Below are 14,722 nucleotides of genomic sequence, written 5' to 3' on the forward strand. Positions count from 1 at the left end.
ACACGAGGTGAACCCGGCCGTACCCCAAGCTCGGCCTGGATATCCGGTGGTGGCGAGGTGGGCTCGCCGGGCACTCTGGTCTGATGACGGCTGCCGGTCCGAGGATCATTCTGGTTGACGACCTTCGGTCGTTCGTTGACGGCCGTGCAGCGGAGGTGGCGCGCACCAGCTCGTCGGGGGTCGAGCTGCTCGGTCGTTACCGCACCGAGCGGGTGGACGAGCTGTGGCTCGATCATGATCTGGGTGGGGACGACACCGTCTGGCCGGTCGTGGAGGTCCTGGAGCACGCCGCCTTCGAGGGGCGGCCCTTCGACATCGGCGTCATCGTCATCCACTCGGCGAATCCGGTCGGCGCCGCGAAGATGGCGCAGGTTCTCCGCCACTGGGGTTACCACGTCCGGGCCGCCACGGGATGCGCGGAAGTCGGGTCCTTCCCCGCCACAGACGGGATCGCGCCCTGCGCGGAGATCGAATCGCGTCGAGCATAACGCCGCCGGTGGCGGGACCGGCGGTCAGGTGACCCGGCGGGTCTGGTAGGCCCACAACGCGAGTTCGACCCGGTTCCGGGCGCCGAGTTTGGTCAGCAGCCCGGCCAGGTGGAACTTCACCCCTGACCCCTACGCCGCCTGCTCGATACGCTTCCTCCATGGACCTCGGATGGGCATGGGCGGCGCAAAGTTACTACCCCGGCTTCTGTCTCACCTTCGTACGGCACCAGGATCCCGCCACCGTCGCCGAGCTGCTCGGTGGCGGGCCCCTGGAACTGCTCACCGCCGAAGAAGCCGACCGAGTCTTCCCGCTCTCCCTGCCCGGCTCCCTCCTGCGCTGCGGCACCATCCCCGGTTGGGCATTCTGCTACGAAGACCGCGCACCGATCGGATTCCAGCCGGCGCTGTTTCAGCGGCTGTCGGCGGGCTCGGACGTGGTACAGGTCGTCAAGGGCGGGGACGGCATGAACATCGCCCGCCGCGTGGTCGACGGCCAGCAGACAGAAGAGTTCGAGCCACGCAGTGCGTCCGTAAACCGCGGCAACGAGCCCACCGTGCTACTAGCTACAGTCAAGCGGGTGCTGCGCGACCACCCCGAAACATCCGGGCTCGTCGCCGCTCTGCACGCGATCAGCGAACACGTGGGAGGTGCCGTCCCTCGTGACGTTCTAGACGGGCCACTACTGACGACAATCAGCACCTACACTCCGGCCGACGTCACGGCGCCGGTCTCCCCGGTTCAGCACGGCCGGGGTCGCCTCCTCGCTACCTTCACCGCTACGGGAGAGCCCGTCATCAACCGCGGGCGACCGTCCTCGGGCCAGTCACGCTGACCGCGCGGATGGCGACACTCACGGCGGTGTCGGGTCCGCGCACGCCGATCATAGGCTGCGAATCAGCACATCCAAATCGGCACGAGCGCGCGCCCGCAACGGGCCAGGGGGCGATCACGCCGGGTGACCGCTCTCGGCGACGGGCGCGCACGCTCAGCGGCAGATCCGCATATCTGATCGAGACGTCGTGGAGGACCGTGCATCATCGTGCGATGACTGATCGCAAGCCGACGGCGATCGTTCTTGTAGACGATCTCCGCTCGTTCGTTGACGGCCGGATCAACAGGTGGCTATGAACCCACTTCTTAAACACGGCCTAGCACTTGACTGCCTCAACCAGGCAGGCATCGGGCACGTCCGGACGATCTCCCCGCCCAACTGACAGCCAGCTCACGCCCTGGCAGTAGCAAGCCGCTTCACAGCGGGTCGCCTCGCAGCTCGTCATGCTCTCCCAGTGAAGGCCGCCTTAACGGGGCGACGCGCACTGTCGGCCATGAGAGTAGACCGCTGTGACGGTCACCCCGGGAGGGTCCACCGGTCGTACGGATGACGGCCCGGCCGGAAACCGTGCGCCTCGACCATGTCGACAGCTGCGGACAGGCCGGTGCCGACGGCGTCCGGGACGTGGGCGTCGCTGCCGAAGGTGACCACCTTGCCGCCCTCGTCGCGCCACCAGCGGACGATCTCCGAGGCCAGCGGGATGCGGGTGTTGACCTCCAGCGTCCGGTCCGTGGCGGCGAGGGTGTGCAACGCATGCCGGAACTCGTCCTCGAAGGCGTGCAGGTCGAAGGGCCCGGCCTCGGCGGGCCAGCCACGGATCGCGTAATCGAGGTGGGCGAGGACCGCGAAAGCATCCGTACGTGCGATCAGCTCGGCGATCTCCGACAGGTAGAGCCGCATCACCTCCGCGGCCGGACGCTGCCGGTAGAGCGCGTTCGCCTCGACGAGCTGGCCGCCGACGGGCAGCGCGTGCAGTGAGCCGAGCACCCGTTCGTAGTGGCCGGTCCCGAGCAGCTTCGCGACCGGCACGGCGTTCCAGTGCGGTTCGCCCAGCTCGACACCGCTGATGACGCGCAGCGACGGGAACAGCTCCCGGCACCGCTGGACCGAGGCGAGATAGCGCTCCTGGTCCAACTCGGGCGGGACCAGCACGCCGTCGGGGCCGGTCAGCTCACGCCGCAGCGGTGAGCGCTCCAGGACCACCTCGTCGACCGTCCACCGGGAGTAGTCGACGTGCTCGGTGAACGCGACGGCCGGAAGACCGAGCTGCACCGCGCGGGCGCAGGTCCGTTCCATGGAGCCCTCAGGAGCATCCCAGGAGAATTCGGTGTGTACGTGACCGTCCGCCGGCAAAATCACGTGACCCAGGGTAGCGATCATGGTCGGGGCGCCGCGGGGTGGGTGCGCCCACGGGGTATGCCGACCGGCCGCGATCGGCTCCTTCGGCTGGTCCGGGCGTTGCCCGACCGCCCGTCGGTGACATCACGGTGCTCGGCGTCGATGACTTCGCGATCAAGCGCGGCCAGAACTACGGCACCGTGCTGATTGACTGCGAGACCCGCAAGGTCGTGGACGTGCTGGTTGGGCGGGACGCCAAACCGTTACAGTCCCACGTCCCACTTGCCGCCCGGCCCGTTGATCTGCGTCGCGGGTCCGCCCGTGTAAGGCGGCGTCGTGCCTCATCTGTCCTGGTAGTAGCGCACGTAGTCGATCGATGCGGTGAGCGGGAACTGGCTCTGCACGGGGTTCTGTCCGGGGTACGTTCCGCCCAGCGCCAGGTTGAAGATGACGTGGAACGGCTTGCGGAACTCCTCCAAGGTCGCCGGTGTCGTGTCGATGACGTGCGTTTGCACGCCGTCGATGTACCAGCGGATCTGCGCGGATGTCCACTCGATCGCATAGACGTGGAAGGCCGCGGCGTTGTTGACGGCGGGGTTCGCGGCGTAGTTGGCGTTCTGACCCGCTGTCCACGGGAACACGCCGGTCCGGAGATCCCAGAAGATGTTGTTCGTCACGGTGGCGTTCGCGTTCGCGTGTTCCATGATGTCGACCTCGCCGCAACTGGCCCAGTTGGTGGGCAGGCGGTCGTAGTAGGTCTGCGCCGGGTTATAGGCGCTCGTGGACGTCTCGTCGCACGCGTCACCGAGCATCCAGAAAGCCGGCCACGAGCCGGTGGCGGTCGGGAGCGCCATGCGCGCCTCGATGCGGCCGTACTGGAAGGACCTCTTCGTGTCCGTCGTCATGCGGCACGACGTCTGGTAGAAGTTGCGGCCGTTGACCGTGATGGGCGTCGTGAGCCAGTTGGCGCGCATCAAGAGGTTGCCGCCGGACTGCGTGCAGTTCTCGGGGCGGTACCACTCCCACTCGCCGTTGCCCCAGCCGTCGAAAGCATTGAGGCCGGGGTTGAGGCCGTTGCCGACGTTGTAGTTCCAGTTGGCGCTGCTGGGCGCGCCGGACCCGTTGAACTCGTCGGCCCACACGAGGTTCCACGCGGCGTGTGCGGGCTGCTGCTGAATGACCACGCTGCCGGCCAGTGCAGTGACGGCCGCGGTGAGGAGGACCATGAGGCGCCGGCCGCGTGACAGCGCTCGATCCGCGAAACCTGCATTCCTGATCTTCATGTCGGGAGCCTCGTCTTTCCGTCGGGGGTTACGGATCGACGCCATGCCCGGGGCGACCCGCGGCCGGGCACGGCGAGTGGACGACGGACACTCCCGACCCGGGGCAACCGAGAGTGCTCTTCCTGGACAAGCAATGCGAGACATCAATGCGCGAGAGCGCTCTCACGCTAACCATACAGCTCAATCAATGTCAATGGCTGATGAACGCCGTGTTGCCGGTACATTGCCGGTTAACAGGTGACTCGAGAGACAGCTTGCGATTACTCGGGATTGTGCGGGTGGCGGCGCAGACGCCACCACCGGCACAGAATGACCGGCCGCGGGTAGGCGTGAGCTGCCAGGGCCGTTGCCGATACGAGTCGGCCCGTCCGACCGTGCCCCGAGGGCAGACAGCCGGGTTTACCTCGACCACGCGAGATCAGCGGTCTGACCACCGGCCGGAACGGACCCCCTCACCGGCAGCCGGGACCGGCATTACACCTGAGACAGCGACGACTCGATCACGTAGGCCGCCCGCGAACATGTTGGTCGAGCCGCAACTGTCGTCACGCTTCGTATCTCCACGTTTCAGCCGGGTGGCTTCCGGTCATGCCGATGAGCGCGCATCCGGTCGTGTCGCTGTCCAGGCTGCCGCGCCGGCTGTCCCAGGTCGATTTCACATCGTGCGAGTCAGTCGGTTGCCTGTCGTGTGTGGGCTGCGAGTTCGCGGATGACCTGAGCGACGGTGGGCGAGTCTTCTCGCAGGATCCTGGTGTGGTTGCTGGGGACTTTCGCCGCCACCGTCAGGTTGGGGTTGATGGCGAGGATCGGATCGAGGCTGGCTCGCCCTTCATCCATCTGGCCGTCCGTGCTGCCGAGGCTGTCACCGGTCGCCATGACGAATCTGACCGGGCGTGTCAGGCGTTGCAGGACCGGTGTGCTGGCTGCGGAGATCTCGTTGAGCTCGATGTTGACGTCGGCGTGTTGGTCGGCGCTCATGCGTGCGCCCATGCCCAGCAGCGCGCCGAAGGGGAGGAGGAACCTCATCTTGTGAAACAGCTTGCGGATGTCCTGACGGCCTTCTTCGCCGGTCACCCCGACGGGGAAGGCGTCGACGGTCACCACGCCGACAACCCTTTCGGGGCGGCGATCAGTGAAATGCCACGACAGGATGCCGCCGTAGGACCAGCCCGCCAGGAGCACAGGCTGGCCCACATCCCTGGCGTCCAGGACCGCGTCGATGTCGCGCAGGCAGGCTTCGAAAGTGTAGTCAGCCGAGCGCTTCGACCTGCCGCGGGCCCGTTCGTCGAAGGCGATGTGGCGAAAGTCGTCGCCGAGCTCGCCGATGACGCGCCGCCAGTGCGACATGTCGGCGTAGGCGCCGTTGAGGTAGACGATCGGCAGGCTGTCGCCGCCACTGTCGCGGACGTGCAGTGCGGTGTCGTCGACCGGGACCGTGCCCGCCCAAGTGGATCGTGCGCGTGCCATCGCCTTCTCCTTCGGTGTCACGTGGTGTGTGCCGATGGGCCGGGAAGCTCGCCGGCAGCGACCATCGCCGCACGCCGGGCGATCCATTCCTGCTCCAGCTGCGGCATCCGTTCGACAAGGAACTCGGCGAAGGCCGCCCACTCCAGCAGAACGGCCCGCCGCTCCACCCGGGCGTCGGCGAGCAGCGCCAAACCCTCACGGGCCAACGAGGCGGCTTCCTGCTGTTCGGTCGTATCGAACCCCAGCGCGCGCGACGACGACAGGTCGGCCCGAACCCGGTCGGCCCGCTCTCCGGCGGCGCGGGTGCGCCTGATCAACCCGAGGATCTCGAGCTGGTTGACGGCGCCGGCGATCGCGCTGCGGCTCGCCAGCAGTGCCTCGGCAAGCTCGCCGATGGTCTGCTCCCGCGGGTCGCACACCGACAGGTATCCGATCAACCGGCCGACCATGGGCGCCATCCCGAAGCGGCGGGCATAAAACCGGCCTGCATGGTCGGCGAACGTGATCTCAGCGTCGGTAGGCACAACCGCAGCATACACAACTGTCTGAGATAACACAGATCTGTGTCATCTCAGACATGCTTGCCTTGGCCCCATGTGTCTCTTGAAATCATGAGGATGCAGCGCCTTGAGCTGGCTGACCCATCAGATGTCCGCTCATGCCGCGATGTTCTGCGCTCGGTATCGACCGAGCACCTGACGGACGCTGATGCCGAGAGCTGCCGCTACTGTGGCGGCCCCGTCGGGCCACAGCCAGTTCCGGCCGGGGTTACAGGCTTGTAGTTCGGCTCCCATCTGCGAGGAGACCTGACGCCGGCAGCAAAATTCGGTGTTCAAGCGCACTTGAACACCGAATGCGAGTAAGGAGCATCGATGCCCAAGCTAGTGTCCGAGGGGGACTTGAGCCCCGGTGGGGCGGCACGCCGGTGCCCACGCGCTGCCAGACCGCCTTGCGCACCAGGCCGTCGATCCTGATCGCCGTAGTAACCCGGCTCCGCCACCGGTCCGGGCCAGGTCTTATGCCGACCGGCGTGTCCGCGCAACCCATCTGCCTTGGACGCGGGCCCCGCCTTTCCTGCGGCATGAAAGTGCGTCTGACCTTGAAGTTGGCGGCGTATATCAGCGTGGGGACGAAGGCGGCCGGACCGGTGCCTCAGTCGGCATACCGGCAGACCGACTCGATGAACGCGGTCAGCTCAGGCACCCGGGTGCGGGCCGTGGCCAGCACCGCCTCAACGGGCCTTTCCGCGATTCCGGTGTACTGCTGAGCGAGCGTGATGAGGATGGGGATGGGTTTGGGATCCCCTTCCGAGCCGTGGATCGGTTCCAGCGGTCCGACGCCGCCTGCCAGGAGCCAGAGGTAGTCGCCCAGATTCTGCGCGATGACGGCTATCTCGCCCTCGGAGCCGAGAAACACGATCGGTTGGTCCTCGACCCCGGCATCCGGCTGCCTGATCCAGAACCCGGGCCAGCCCGCCGGTACCGTCACGCCCGACATGTCGTCCGGTTCGAAGTCGTGCCAGTGCTGAAACTCCGCCAACCAGTACCGGTGGGCCTGTTCAAGCACGGCCGGAAGCGTCCGGTCTCCGTCGATCACCGGCGAATCGTACGCGGAGCATCACCGGCGGACATCCGCTCATCCAGCATCGCGCATGCGGCAGAAGCGGATGTTGCTTCCAGCTCGTAGGCGGCTCGGCGGGCGGGCGATCGACTCAGCCGCTGATCGCCTGCTGGAGGGTGTCGCGGATGGCCTTTACCGAGGCGAGCGCCTGCGGATACGACCCTTCGGCCTCCGCCCACAGTTCGCGCCACTCCGAGTCGTCTCCGACGATTCGCTCCAAGGCGCGTACCGCGATCGCGGGAACGTCGTCGGCCACCTCCACCGGGCCGCCCTCCAGCAGGAAGCCGGGGGCGTAGGGGGTGTCGATCGCCGCCCCGCCTGGCAGCCGAGATGCGACGATGGCCGCGGCGGCGATGGCCTGCTCCGCGTCGCGGCTGTCGAGGAACCCGTCGCCGTGCGCGGCGACGCGGCTCAGCACCGCACGGATGAGCGCTGCGCGCCGTTCCGGGGCGGCCTCGTTCAGATCACCGCACCAGTCCGCCGCGGTGTCGTTGTCGAACGGCCCGACGTCCCACGTACCCATGCTCATTCTCCCGCTGCCGGCCGATACGGGCTCGCTGCGAGCTTAACCGCTTGTGGATCAACAAAGGGTGGGATGTGCACCCGACGCCGCCCGGACCGTCAGCCGGCGAACGACCTGATATGGCGACCGGTTCACGATGCGGGTACCGGCCTCGGCGATCACCCGCCTCGCTTGCCCATGATCGGGTGCGCGCTCGCCGGCGTGCGTGCGCGACGGTGAACGGCTACCGGGGTCGTGTCGCCGCCGGGACCGGCGCGACGGTGCGGAGTTCGGCGGTCAGCCTCACGGACAACTCCAGCGCGGACTCCGACGGTGAGGACGGTGTGGGCTCGAAGAACGTGACCTTGAGCCGGGGGCGTCGCGGGAAACGGGCCAGGTCCACGGTCCCGGAGACCGCCGCGCAGACGATGCGGGCCTCCGGGACGCGCTGGGCGAGGCGTCCGGCGCCGCTGCGGGCACGTAGCTGCCGGCCCTGTGAGCGGGTGCCCTCCGGGAAGATGCCGAGGCAGCCGCCGTCGGACAGGCACTGCACCGCGGAGTCCAGTGCGTCGGTGTCGGCGTGGCCGCGCCGGACGGGGATCTGTCCCATCCCGTCGAGGACGCGGCGGAGCAGCGGATTCTTCCAGAGTGATGCCTTGGCGAGGGCCTGGATGTGCCGGCGCCGGCGGGCGGCGACGGCGATGACGACGGGGTCCCAGGCGCTGTCGTGGTTGGCTGTGACGATCGTCGCGCCGTGCGTCGGGAGGTGGTGTAAGCCGACCACCTCAAGGCGGCCCCACCAGCGGACGATCGGTCCTGCCGCCGCCATGACCGCTCGGTAGACGGCTGGGATCCGTCCGGCGTCGTCGGTCTCAGCGGCAGAACGTTCGCGCGTCATGGCTCCACTCTCCCATCGAATGGACATCGACGCACCGGCGGTGTCCGTACGGGTGGCGCGGCCACCGGCACCGCGACGGCCGTGCGCTGTGCGGAGGGTGTCGAGGGCGGCCGGCGCCGCAGCCTGCACCGGCTCGGGCGATCGGGCTGGACCCGCCGCCTCAGGCGACGGCGCGTCCGGGCGGCCGCCGGCGATGTGCGTCGGCCGCCGCAACGGTAATGCCGTGTGCGGCGGCCTGCGTCGAGTATGAGTGCACCCGGCGGGACTGCGGTGGCGGCCATGACGGCGATGGCGGTGCGGCGGCATGACGCCGCACCGCGTAGTCCAACCGCGCCGGACGGCCGCCCTCGCCTGCTTGACTGCCACGCTTCCGTGACGCAATATATCTGGCAGATATAAGGGAGGTTCGCGATGGCGCGGTCGAGCCAGACCGACATGGCGGTACTGGGTGCACTCAGCATCCAGCCGATGTCGGGCTATGCGGTGCGGGAGGCGATCGGCGAGGTGCTCGGGCACTTCTGGAGCGAAAGCTTCGGCCAGATCTATCCGACATTGAAGGCGTTGGAACAGGAGGGTCTCGTCGCGCGCGCAGGCGCCGCGCGCGCCGGTGGCTCGGCGTTCACCGTCACGGAAACCGGCCTGCAGCGGCTCCGCGAGCTGCTCAACGAGCCCGTCCGCGAGGTGCCACCGCGCAACGGGCTGCTGCTGCGACTCTTCTTCGGCCGCACCCTCGGCTCGGCCGCATGCCGTGAGCTCATCACCGGTGCTCGAGCCGAGGCGGTCGACCGGCTGGCCGGGTTCGACCGGCTGCTGGCGGACAACGACGCCGAGGACGAGCCGAACAGTCCGTACATCCGCATGACGATCCTGGCCGGCCGGCACAGTGCCGAGGCGGCGATCGGGTGGGCCGACACCTGCCTGGCGATGCTCGACGAGATGGAGCAGGCATGACGGCGCGGCTGGCAGCGATCGGATTCGGAATCATCGTACTGTTCCAGGTCGCGCTCGCGGCTGGAGCACCGCTGGGCCGAGCCGCGTGGGGCGGCGGCCACACCGGAACGTTGCCGCAGCAGCTGCGGGCAGCGAGCCTGGTCGCCGCGGCGGTCTGGCTCCTCGCAGGGCTGGTGCTGCTGCGCCGGGCCGGTTACCTGACGTGGCTGCTGCCATTGACCGTGGCTCAGTGGGGCACCTGGATCGTGGCGAGCCTGCTGGTACTCGGCACGGTCATGAACCTGGCGTCGCCGAGCGGCTGGGAGCGGTACCTGTGGGGACCGTTCGCGGCCACGCTCGCGGTGCTGTGTTTCCTCGCGGCCCGCGCTCCGGCGCCCTGAACCGGGCCGGAAGACGGTTTGTGGCGAACGACCAGCGACCCCCGGCCACGATCTGGCGCACCCCGTTCGGCATGAGCGCGGGTTCGAGGCAGCGGTGGTCGGCGCCGCTCTGCTTCGGAGAGACATGCACTCGATTCGGCATGAGTGCGCCGGGCACCTCTTTCACGGGCTGAACGAGGTGCCCTCGTGCCGATCGGCGTCGCGGTGGCGCTCAGCCGATCCGGGCGACGCCGTGGCGCTCAGCCGATCCGGGCGACGCCGCCGAAGAGGTAGACCTCCGGCTCGGTGGAGTCCGGGGCGGGGCGCCAGCGGGAGCAGGTCACGACGCCGGGGTCCAGCAGGTCCAGGCCGTCGAAGAAGCGTTCGAGCTCCGCCCTGGTCCGGGCGCGGATCGGGGTGCCGCCACGCTCGGTGGTCTCGCGCATGACGCGCAGCATCGGCTCGCCGTGGATCTCGGCGGTGGAGTGGCTGAGGACCAGGTAACTGCCGGCGGGCATGGCCTGCACCAGCGTGGCGACCGCACCGTAGGCGACGTCGTCGTCCATGAGGTGGTTGACGACGCCGAGGAGCATCAGGCCGATGGGCTGGGAGAAGTCGAGCGTCTGGCGGGCGGCGGCGAGGATCGTCTCCGGCTCGCGCAGGTCGGCCTCGACGTAGTCGCAGGCGCCTTCCGGCGTGCTGGACAGCAGCGCGCGTGCGTGTGCCATGACCAGCGGGTCGTTGTCGATGTAGAGCACCCGGCTGCGCGGGTCGAGGGACTGCGCGATCTCGTGGGTGTTGTCCGCCGACGGGAGGCCGGTGCCGACGTCGAGGAACTGGCGGATGCCGGCCTCGGCGACGAGGAAGCTGACCACGCGCTTGAGGAACGCGCGCTCGGACTTCGCCCCGATGGGAATGTCGGGGATGTGGGCGATCACCTCGTCGCCGGCGGCGCGGTCGACCTCGAAGTTGTCCTTGCCGCCGAGCCAGTAGTTCCAGATCCGCGCCGAGTGCGGGACGGACGTGTCCAATGTAGATCGCAGATCCTCGGTCATGACTGCATTCTCGCGCGCCGGAGGGGAGGTCACGCAACCCGGGTGCGACAGATCAAGAACCTTCAGACAATCGGCGGGTACGCGTTGCGGACCAGCTGGGCGAACGCGGCCGGGAACCAGGCGCCGCGTGGTGGTGCGCCGGCCATCGCGCCGGTCGGGCAGTGGCCGCCGCGGATCGGGCACCCTGGACGCCTCACTCGTCGCGATCTTCGCGCACGGCTGTCGGGCACGCCTGGACCGCGCCCGCGAACGCCTGCTGGAGGCGCTCGGCGATGACGGCCGGCCCGGCCCCGCAGGGTGACGCCTACTCGCCGGGGCGGACCAGGCCGGTGTCGTAGGCGATGATGACGGCCTGGACGCGGTCGCGGGCGTTGAGCTTGGCGAGGACGCGGCCCACGTGTTTCTTGACCGTGGACTCCGTGAGGACCAGGCGTTCGGCGATCTCGGTGTTGGTCCAGCCGCGGCCGATCGCGATCAGGACCTCGTGCTCACGCTCGCTGAGCGCGGTCAGCCGCGGATCGCCGGTCGCGGAAGGGCCCGGATCGCGGGTGTACGCCTCCATCAGCCGCCGGGTCAGGCGGGGCGCGACCACGGCGTCGCCGGCGTCGACCGCGCGGATGCCGGCGATCAGCTCCTCCGGGCGGGCGTCCTTGAGCAGGAAGCCGCTGGCGCCGGCGCGCAGGCCGGCGTAGACGTACTCGTCGAGGTCGAACGTGGTCAGGATGAGCACGCGGGTGCGGCCACCGCCGGCCACGATCCGCCGGGTCGCCTCGATGCCGTCCATGCCGGGCATGCGCACGTCCATCAGCACCACGTCCGGGCGCAGGTCCGCGGCCATCCGCACCGCCTCGGCGCCGTGCACGGCCTCGCCGACCGAGGACATCCCGGTCGTACCCTCCAGGAGCATTCTGAAGCCCATGCGCTGCAACGGCTGGTCGTCGACGATCAGGACCGTGGTCATGCCACCGTCACCGGGCGGTCGTTGAGCAGCGCCTCCACCTGCCAGCCGCCGGCCGCGTCACGCCCGGCGATCACCTCGCCGCCGTAGAGCCCGGCGCGCTCCCGGATGCCGGCCAGGCCGTGGCCGGGCTCGTCGCCGGCCGGCGGCGTGAACCCGGCGGCCGGGCCGGTGTCCCGGACGGTCACCCGGACCGTGTCGTCGTCCGACCGGACGGTGACCGTGGCCCGCGACCCGGCGCCGGCATGTTTGAGCGTGTTGGTCAGCGCCTCCTGCACGATGCGGTAGACGGTGAGTTGCAGGCCGCCGCCGAGCGTGCGCACGTCGCCGTCCGTGCGGTACTCGACCGTCAGCCCGGCCGCGCGGACCCGGCGAACCAGGTCGTCGAGGTCGGCGACGCCGGGTTGCGGGCTGAGCCGGGCGTCGGTGGTGCCGTCGCGCAGCACGCCAAGGACGCGGCGCAGCTCGCCGAGCGCCTGCCGGCCGGTCTCGCCGATCAACCGCAGCGGTTCCGCGGTCGACTCGCCGCGGCTGGCGGCCAGCACCGCGCCGCCGTCCGCGAGGCCGATCATCACGGACAGGTTGTGGCCGACGATGTCGTGCATCTCCCGCGCGACCCGGGACCGCTCGGCCGCGGCGGTGAGGCGTTCCCGCTGGTCACGCTCGACCTCCAGGCGGTGGGCGCGGTCCTCGAGCGCGGCCAGGTAGGCGGCCCGGGTGCGGACCGTGAGCGCGAGCGCGACCGCGGCGGTCCCGGTGCCCATCATGAAGAACGCGCTGGTCCACGGGTGTTCGACGGACAGCAGCAGGAACAGTCCGGTCAGCACCAGCGCGGTGGTGCCGGCGCAGGCCCAGGCGAGCGAGCGCAGGTTGCCGTAGCGGGCCAGCGCGTACAGCGCGAGCAGCATCGCCATGCCGGACTGGATCCACGCGCCGGCCAGCCACGACCCGAGCACGACCGCCAGGATCACCGCGAGCACCACGGCCGGTGCGCGGCGGCGCCACCAGAGCGCGACCACCATGACCGCGACCAGCACGGCCGTGACCAGCGGGGGCAGCGTGCCGAACTCCTGGTCGCCGAACGGCCCGCCGTGGCCCGGTTTCTCGCCGCCGAAGACGTCGCGCAGCCCGGACAGGATCACCGGGACGGTCACGAGCAGGTCCAGCACCCATGGCCGCCGCCGTCCGGCGGCGGCCATCCTCTGCTGCGCCCGCAGCAGCCAGGTGTCGCTCATCGCACCCATTCTGACCTATGCGTCCGTCTTCACCAGGCGGTACGCGGCAGCGGCCAGCGTCACGGCCACCCAGCCGGCGAAGATCGCCAGTCCGGTCCACGGCCGGTCCGAGGTCGTCGACATGATCTGGGCGCCCGCGGTCGAGGGCAGGTAGCCGTCGATCGCGTCGTACCAGCCGGACGGCAGCAGCATCGCCAGGCCGGGCAGGATCAGCAGGCCACCGGCGAGGATCGCGATGCCGCCCGCGCTGGAGCGCACCAGGATGCCGAGCGCCACGCCGAGCACGCCGACCAGGCCCAGGTAGAGGCCGGCGCCGAACAGGCTGCGCAGCACGTTGTCGTCGGACAGCACCATCGACACGGACTCGCCGTCCAGAACCGGCGCGCCGACCGCGAACGCTCCGAACGCACCGGCCACGCCGGCGATCAACGCGATCGGGCCATAGACCAGGGCTTTCGCCCAGAGGACCGGAAGACGCGAGGGTACGGCCGTGAGCGTGGCCCGGATCAGGCCGGTGGTGTACTCGCCGGCGCCGACCAGCACGCCGAGCACGCCCAGCGCCAGCGACGCGAACGTGGTGCCGGAGATCGCGATGGACACCGCGTCCGCGCCGTCCGGTCCGAGCGGGCCGGGCGGGCCCACCTCGCCGCCCGCGTCCGGGGACCAGGCGAACGCGGCGATCGCGCCGAGCGCGCCGATCAGCAGCAGCGACACGCCGAGCGTGATCCACGAGGAGCGCAGCGACCAGAACTTGGTCCACTCCCCCGCGACGACGCCGCGGAACGTCAACCGGTGCGATGCGGTCAGGGTGGTCATGCGGGCACGCTCCCGTACTCGACGCTGTCTCGGGTCAGGTCCATGAACGCGTCCTCCAGCGAGGCGGTACGCGTGCTGAGCTGGTACAGCGGGACGCCGTGCGCGCTGGCCAGCAGGCCGATCTCGCGCGCGTCCATGCCGGTCACGTCCAGTTCGCCGTCGGCGGACGAGGCGACGCTCACGCCCGGCCGGGCCAGCAGGCCGCGCAGCCGGTCCGATTCGTCGCTGCCGACCCGTACCCCGGTGCCGGCGCTGTTGATCAGATCTTGGACGGTCGTGTCGGCGAGCAGCCGGCCCTTGCCGACCACGACCAGGTGGTCCGCGATCAGCGCGGTCTCGGCCATCAGGTGCGAGGACAGCAGTACCGTGCGGCCCTCGGCGGCGAGCCCGGCGAGCAGGCCGCGCACCCACAGTACGCCCTCCGGATCGAGGCCGTTGACCGGCTCGTCCAGCATCACCACGGCCGGGTCGCCGAGCAGCGCGGCCGCGATCCCGAGCCGCTGGCCCATGCCGAGCGAGAACGCGCCGGCCCGCTTGCCCGCGACCGCGGTCAGCCCGGCCAGCTCCAGCACCTCGTCGACCCGGGCACGCGGGATGCCGTGCGTGCGGGCCAGGCCGAGCAGGTGACTGCGGGCGCTGCGCCCCGGGTGCACCGACCGCGCCTCCAGCAGCGCGCCGATCTCCCGCAGCGGCGCGGCGTGCTCCCGGTAGCGGCGGCCGTTGACCGTCACCGTGCCCTCGGTCGGCCTGTCCAGCCCGATGATCATGCGCATGGTGGTCGACTTCCCGGCTCCGTTCGGCCCCAGGAACCCGGTCACCTGCCCCGGCTTCGCCGCGAAGCTCAACCGGTCCACGGCCGTCTTCGCGCCGTAGCGTTTCGTGACCCCCACTACCTCGATCACGACGTCTCTCCTCGCGT

17 protein-coding genes are annotated in these 14,722 nt (G+C 69.9%); 4 read left to right on the forward strand and 13 right to left on the reverse strand.

The window, feature by feature from the left end:
- Positions 1 to 83 precede the first annotated feature (83 nt).
- Positions 84 to 488: a cyclic-phosphate processing receiver domain-containing protein gene (locus tag J2S43_RS17235; RefSeq protein WP_306830376.1), complete on the forward strand. Its 405-nt coding sequence runs from the start codon at positions 84 to 86 to the stop codon at positions 486 to 488.
- Between the two features lie 158 nt (positions 489 to 646).
- The gene (locus J2S43_RS17245) at positions 647 to 1,321 is read left to right on the forward strand and encodes a DUF6461 domain-containing protein (protein WP_306830378.1); all 675 of its coding nucleotides are present in this window, start codon (positions 647 to 649) and stop codon (positions 1,319 to 1,321) included.
- A 516-nt stretch (positions 1,322 to 1,837) separates the two neighbouring features.
- Here J2S43_RS17245 and J2S43_RS17250 read toward each other — a convergent pair.
- From J2S43_RS17250 to J2S43_RS17280, 7 genes are all read right to left on the reverse strand, one after another.
- The gene (locus tag J2S43_RS17250) at positions 1,838 to 2,680 is read right to left on the reverse strand and encodes a PHP domain-containing protein (RefSeq protein ID WP_306830380.1); all 843 of its coding nucleotides are present in this window, start codon (positions 2,678 to 2,680) and stop codon (positions 1,838 to 1,840) included.
- A gap of 320 nt (positions 2,681 to 3,000) precedes the next feature.
- A complete protein-coding gene (locus J2S43_RS17255; RefSeq protein WP_306830382.1) occupies positions 3,001 to 3,987 on the reverse strand; it encodes a glycoside hydrolase family 16 protein in 987 nt (328 codons plus the stop codon).
- A 624-nt stretch (positions 3,988 to 4,611) separates the two neighbouring features.
- The gene (locus J2S43_RS17260) at positions 4,612 to 5,409 is read right to left on the reverse strand and encodes an alpha/beta fold hydrolase (RefSeq protein ID WP_306830384.1); all 798 of its coding nucleotides are present in this window, start codon (positions 5,407 to 5,409) and stop codon (positions 4,612 to 4,614) included.
- A gap of 17 nt (positions 5,410 to 5,426) precedes the next feature.
- Positions 5,427 to 5,933 carry a GbsR/MarR family transcriptional regulator gene (locus J2S43_RS17265; RefSeq protein ID WP_306830386.1) on the reverse strand — a complete coding sequence of 169 codons (507 nt, stop codon included), beginning with the start codon at positions 5,931 to 5,933 and terminating at the stop codon, positions 5,427 to 5,429.
- Positions 5,934 to 6,561: 628 nt separating this feature from the next.
- The gene (locus J2S43_RS17270; RefSeq protein ID WP_306830388.1) at positions 6,562 to 7,005 is read right to left on the reverse strand and encodes a hypothetical protein; all 444 of its coding nucleotides are present in this window, start codon (positions 7,003 to 7,005) and stop codon (positions 6,562 to 6,564) included.
- A gap of 115 nt (positions 7,006 to 7,120) precedes the next feature.
- Positions 7,121 to 7,552, reverse strand: a complete 432-nt coding sequence (locus J2S43_RS17275) for a DUF4259 domain-containing protein (protein ID WP_306830390.1) — start codon at positions 7,550 to 7,552, stop codon at positions 7,121 to 7,123.
- A gap of 223 nt (positions 7,553 to 7,775) precedes the next feature.
- The gene (locus J2S43_RS17280; protein WP_306830391.1) at positions 7,776 to 8,360 is read right to left on the reverse strand and encodes a lysophospholipid acyltransferase family protein; all 585 of its coding nucleotides are present in this window, start codon (positions 8,358 to 8,360) and stop codon (positions 7,776 to 7,778) included.
- A 480-nt stretch (positions 8,361 to 8,840) separates the two neighbouring features.
- On the opposite strand from J2S43_RS17280, the gene J2S43_RS17285 reads away from it, so the two are divergent.
- Positions 8,841 to 9,380, forward strand: coding sequence for a PadR family transcriptional regulator (locus tag J2S43_RS17285; RefSeq protein ID WP_306830393.1), 540 nt, complete (start codon positions 8,841 to 8,843; stop codon positions 9,378 to 9,380).
- Positions 9,377 to 9,760: a hypothetical protein gene (locus J2S43_RS17290; protein WP_306830396.1), complete on the forward strand. Its 384-nt coding sequence runs from the start codon at positions 9,377 to 9,379 to the stop codon at positions 9,758 to 9,760. The genes J2S43_RS17285 and J2S43_RS17290 overlap by 4 nt, the downstream gene beginning before the upstream one ends.
- 239 nt (positions 9,761 to 9,999) lie before the next feature.
- Here J2S43_RS17290 and J2S43_RS17295 read toward each other — a convergent pair whose 3' ends face one another.
- The 6 genes from J2S43_RS17295 to J2S43_RS17320 form a co-directional block, all read right to left on the reverse strand.
- Positions 10,000 to 10,794 (reverse strand): SAM-dependent methyltransferase, encoded by a 795-nt coding sequence (locus J2S43_RS17295; protein WP_306830398.1) that lies wholly within the window; start codon positions 10,792 to 10,794, stop codon positions 10,000 to 10,002.
- Between the two features lie 62 nt (positions 10,795 to 10,856).
- On the reverse strand, positions 10,857 to 10,991 hold the full coding sequence (locus tag J2S43_RS17300; RefSeq protein WP_306839817.1) for a hypothetical protein: 135 nt from the start codon (positions 10,989 to 10,991) through the stop codon (positions 10,857 to 10,859).
- A gap of 107 nt (positions 10,992 to 11,098) precedes the next feature.
- Complete coding sequence (locus J2S43_RS17305; protein ID WP_306830400.1) at positions 11,099 to 11,755, reverse strand: response regulator; 657 nt, start codon at positions 11,753 to 11,755, stop codon at positions 11,099 to 11,101.
- On the reverse strand, positions 11,752 to 12,987 hold the full coding sequence (locus tag J2S43_RS17310; protein WP_306830402.1) for a sensor histidine kinase: 1,236 nt from the start codon (positions 12,985 to 12,987) through the stop codon (positions 11,752 to 11,754). Before J2S43_RS17310 ends, J2S43_RS17305 begins: the two co-directional genes overlap by 4 nt.
- A gap of 15 nt (positions 12,988 to 13,002) precedes the next feature.
- Positions 13,003 to 13,803 carry an ABC transporter permease gene (locus J2S43_RS17315; RefSeq protein WP_306830404.1) on the reverse strand — a complete coding sequence of 267 codons (801 nt, stop codon included), beginning with the start codon at positions 13,801 to 13,803 and terminating at the stop codon, positions 13,003 to 13,005.
- A complete protein-coding gene (locus J2S43_RS17320; protein ID WP_306830406.1) occupies positions 13,800 to 14,705 on the reverse strand; it encodes an ABC transporter ATP-binding protein in 906 nt (301 codons plus the stop codon). The genes J2S43_RS17315 and J2S43_RS17320 overlap by 4 nt, the downstream gene beginning before the upstream one ends.
- Positions 14,706 to 14,722 lie beyond the last annotated feature (17 nt).

Origin of the sequence: Catenuloplanes nepalensis (assembly GCF_030811575.1) — a bacterium.
GTDB lineage: Bacteria > Actinomycetota > Actinomycetes > Mycobacteriales > Micromonosporaceae > Catenuloplanes > Catenuloplanes nepalensis.

What these genes read in the sequence shown, in the direction of transcription:
- J2S43_RS17295 (WP_306830398.1), bottom strand. Translation starts at nt 10,794, where the DNA reads ATGACCGAGGATCTGCGATCTACATTGGACACGTCCGTCCCGCACTCG.
- J2S43_RS17305 (WP_306830400.1), bottom strand. Translation starts at nt 11,755, where the DNA reads ATGACCACGGTCCTGATCGTCGACGACCAGCCGTTGCAGCGCATGGGC.
- J2S43_RS17280 (WP_306830391.1), bottom strand. Translation starts at nt 8,360, where the DNA reads ATGGCGGCGGCAGGACCGATCGTCCGCTGGTGGGGCCGCCTTGAGGTG.
- J2S43_RS17275 (WP_306830390.1), bottom strand. Translation starts at nt 7,552, where the DNA reads ATGGGTACGTGGGACGTCGGGCCGTTCGACAACGACACCGCGGCGGAC.
- J2S43_RS17260 (WP_306830384.1), bottom strand. Translation starts at nt 5,409, where the DNA reads ATGGCACGCGCACGATCCACTTGGGCGGGCACGGTCCCGGTCGACGAC.
- J2S43_RS17290 (WP_306830396.1), top strand. Translation starts at nt 9,377, where the DNA reads ATGACGGCGCGGCTGGCAGCGATCGGATTCGGAATCATCGTACTGTTC.
- J2S43_RS17285 (WP_306830393.1), top strand. Translation starts at nt 8,841, where the DNA reads ATGGCGCGGTCGAGCCAGACCGACATGGCGGTACTGGGTGCACTCAGC.
- J2S43_RS17255 (WP_306830382.1), bottom strand. Translation starts at nt 3,987, where the DNA reads ATGGCGTCGATCCGTAACCCCCGACGGAAAGACGAGGCTCCCGACATG.
- J2S43_RS17235 (WP_306830376.1), top strand. Translation starts at nt 84, where the DNA reads ATGACGGCTGCCGGTCCGAGGATCATTCTGGTTGACGACCTTCGGTCG.
- J2S43_RS17245 (WP_306830378.1), top strand. Translation starts at nt 647, where the DNA reads ATGGACCTCGGATGGGCATGGGCGGCGCAAAGTTACTACCCCGGCTTC.
- J2S43_RS17315 (WP_306830404.1), bottom strand. Translation starts at nt 13,803, where the DNA reads ATGACCACCCTGACCGCATCGCACCGGTTGACGTTCCGCGGCGTCGTC.
- J2S43_RS17310 (WP_306830402.1), bottom strand. Translation starts at nt 12,987, where the DNA reads ATGAGCGACACCTGGCTGCTGCGGGCGCAGCAGAGGATGGCCGCCGCC.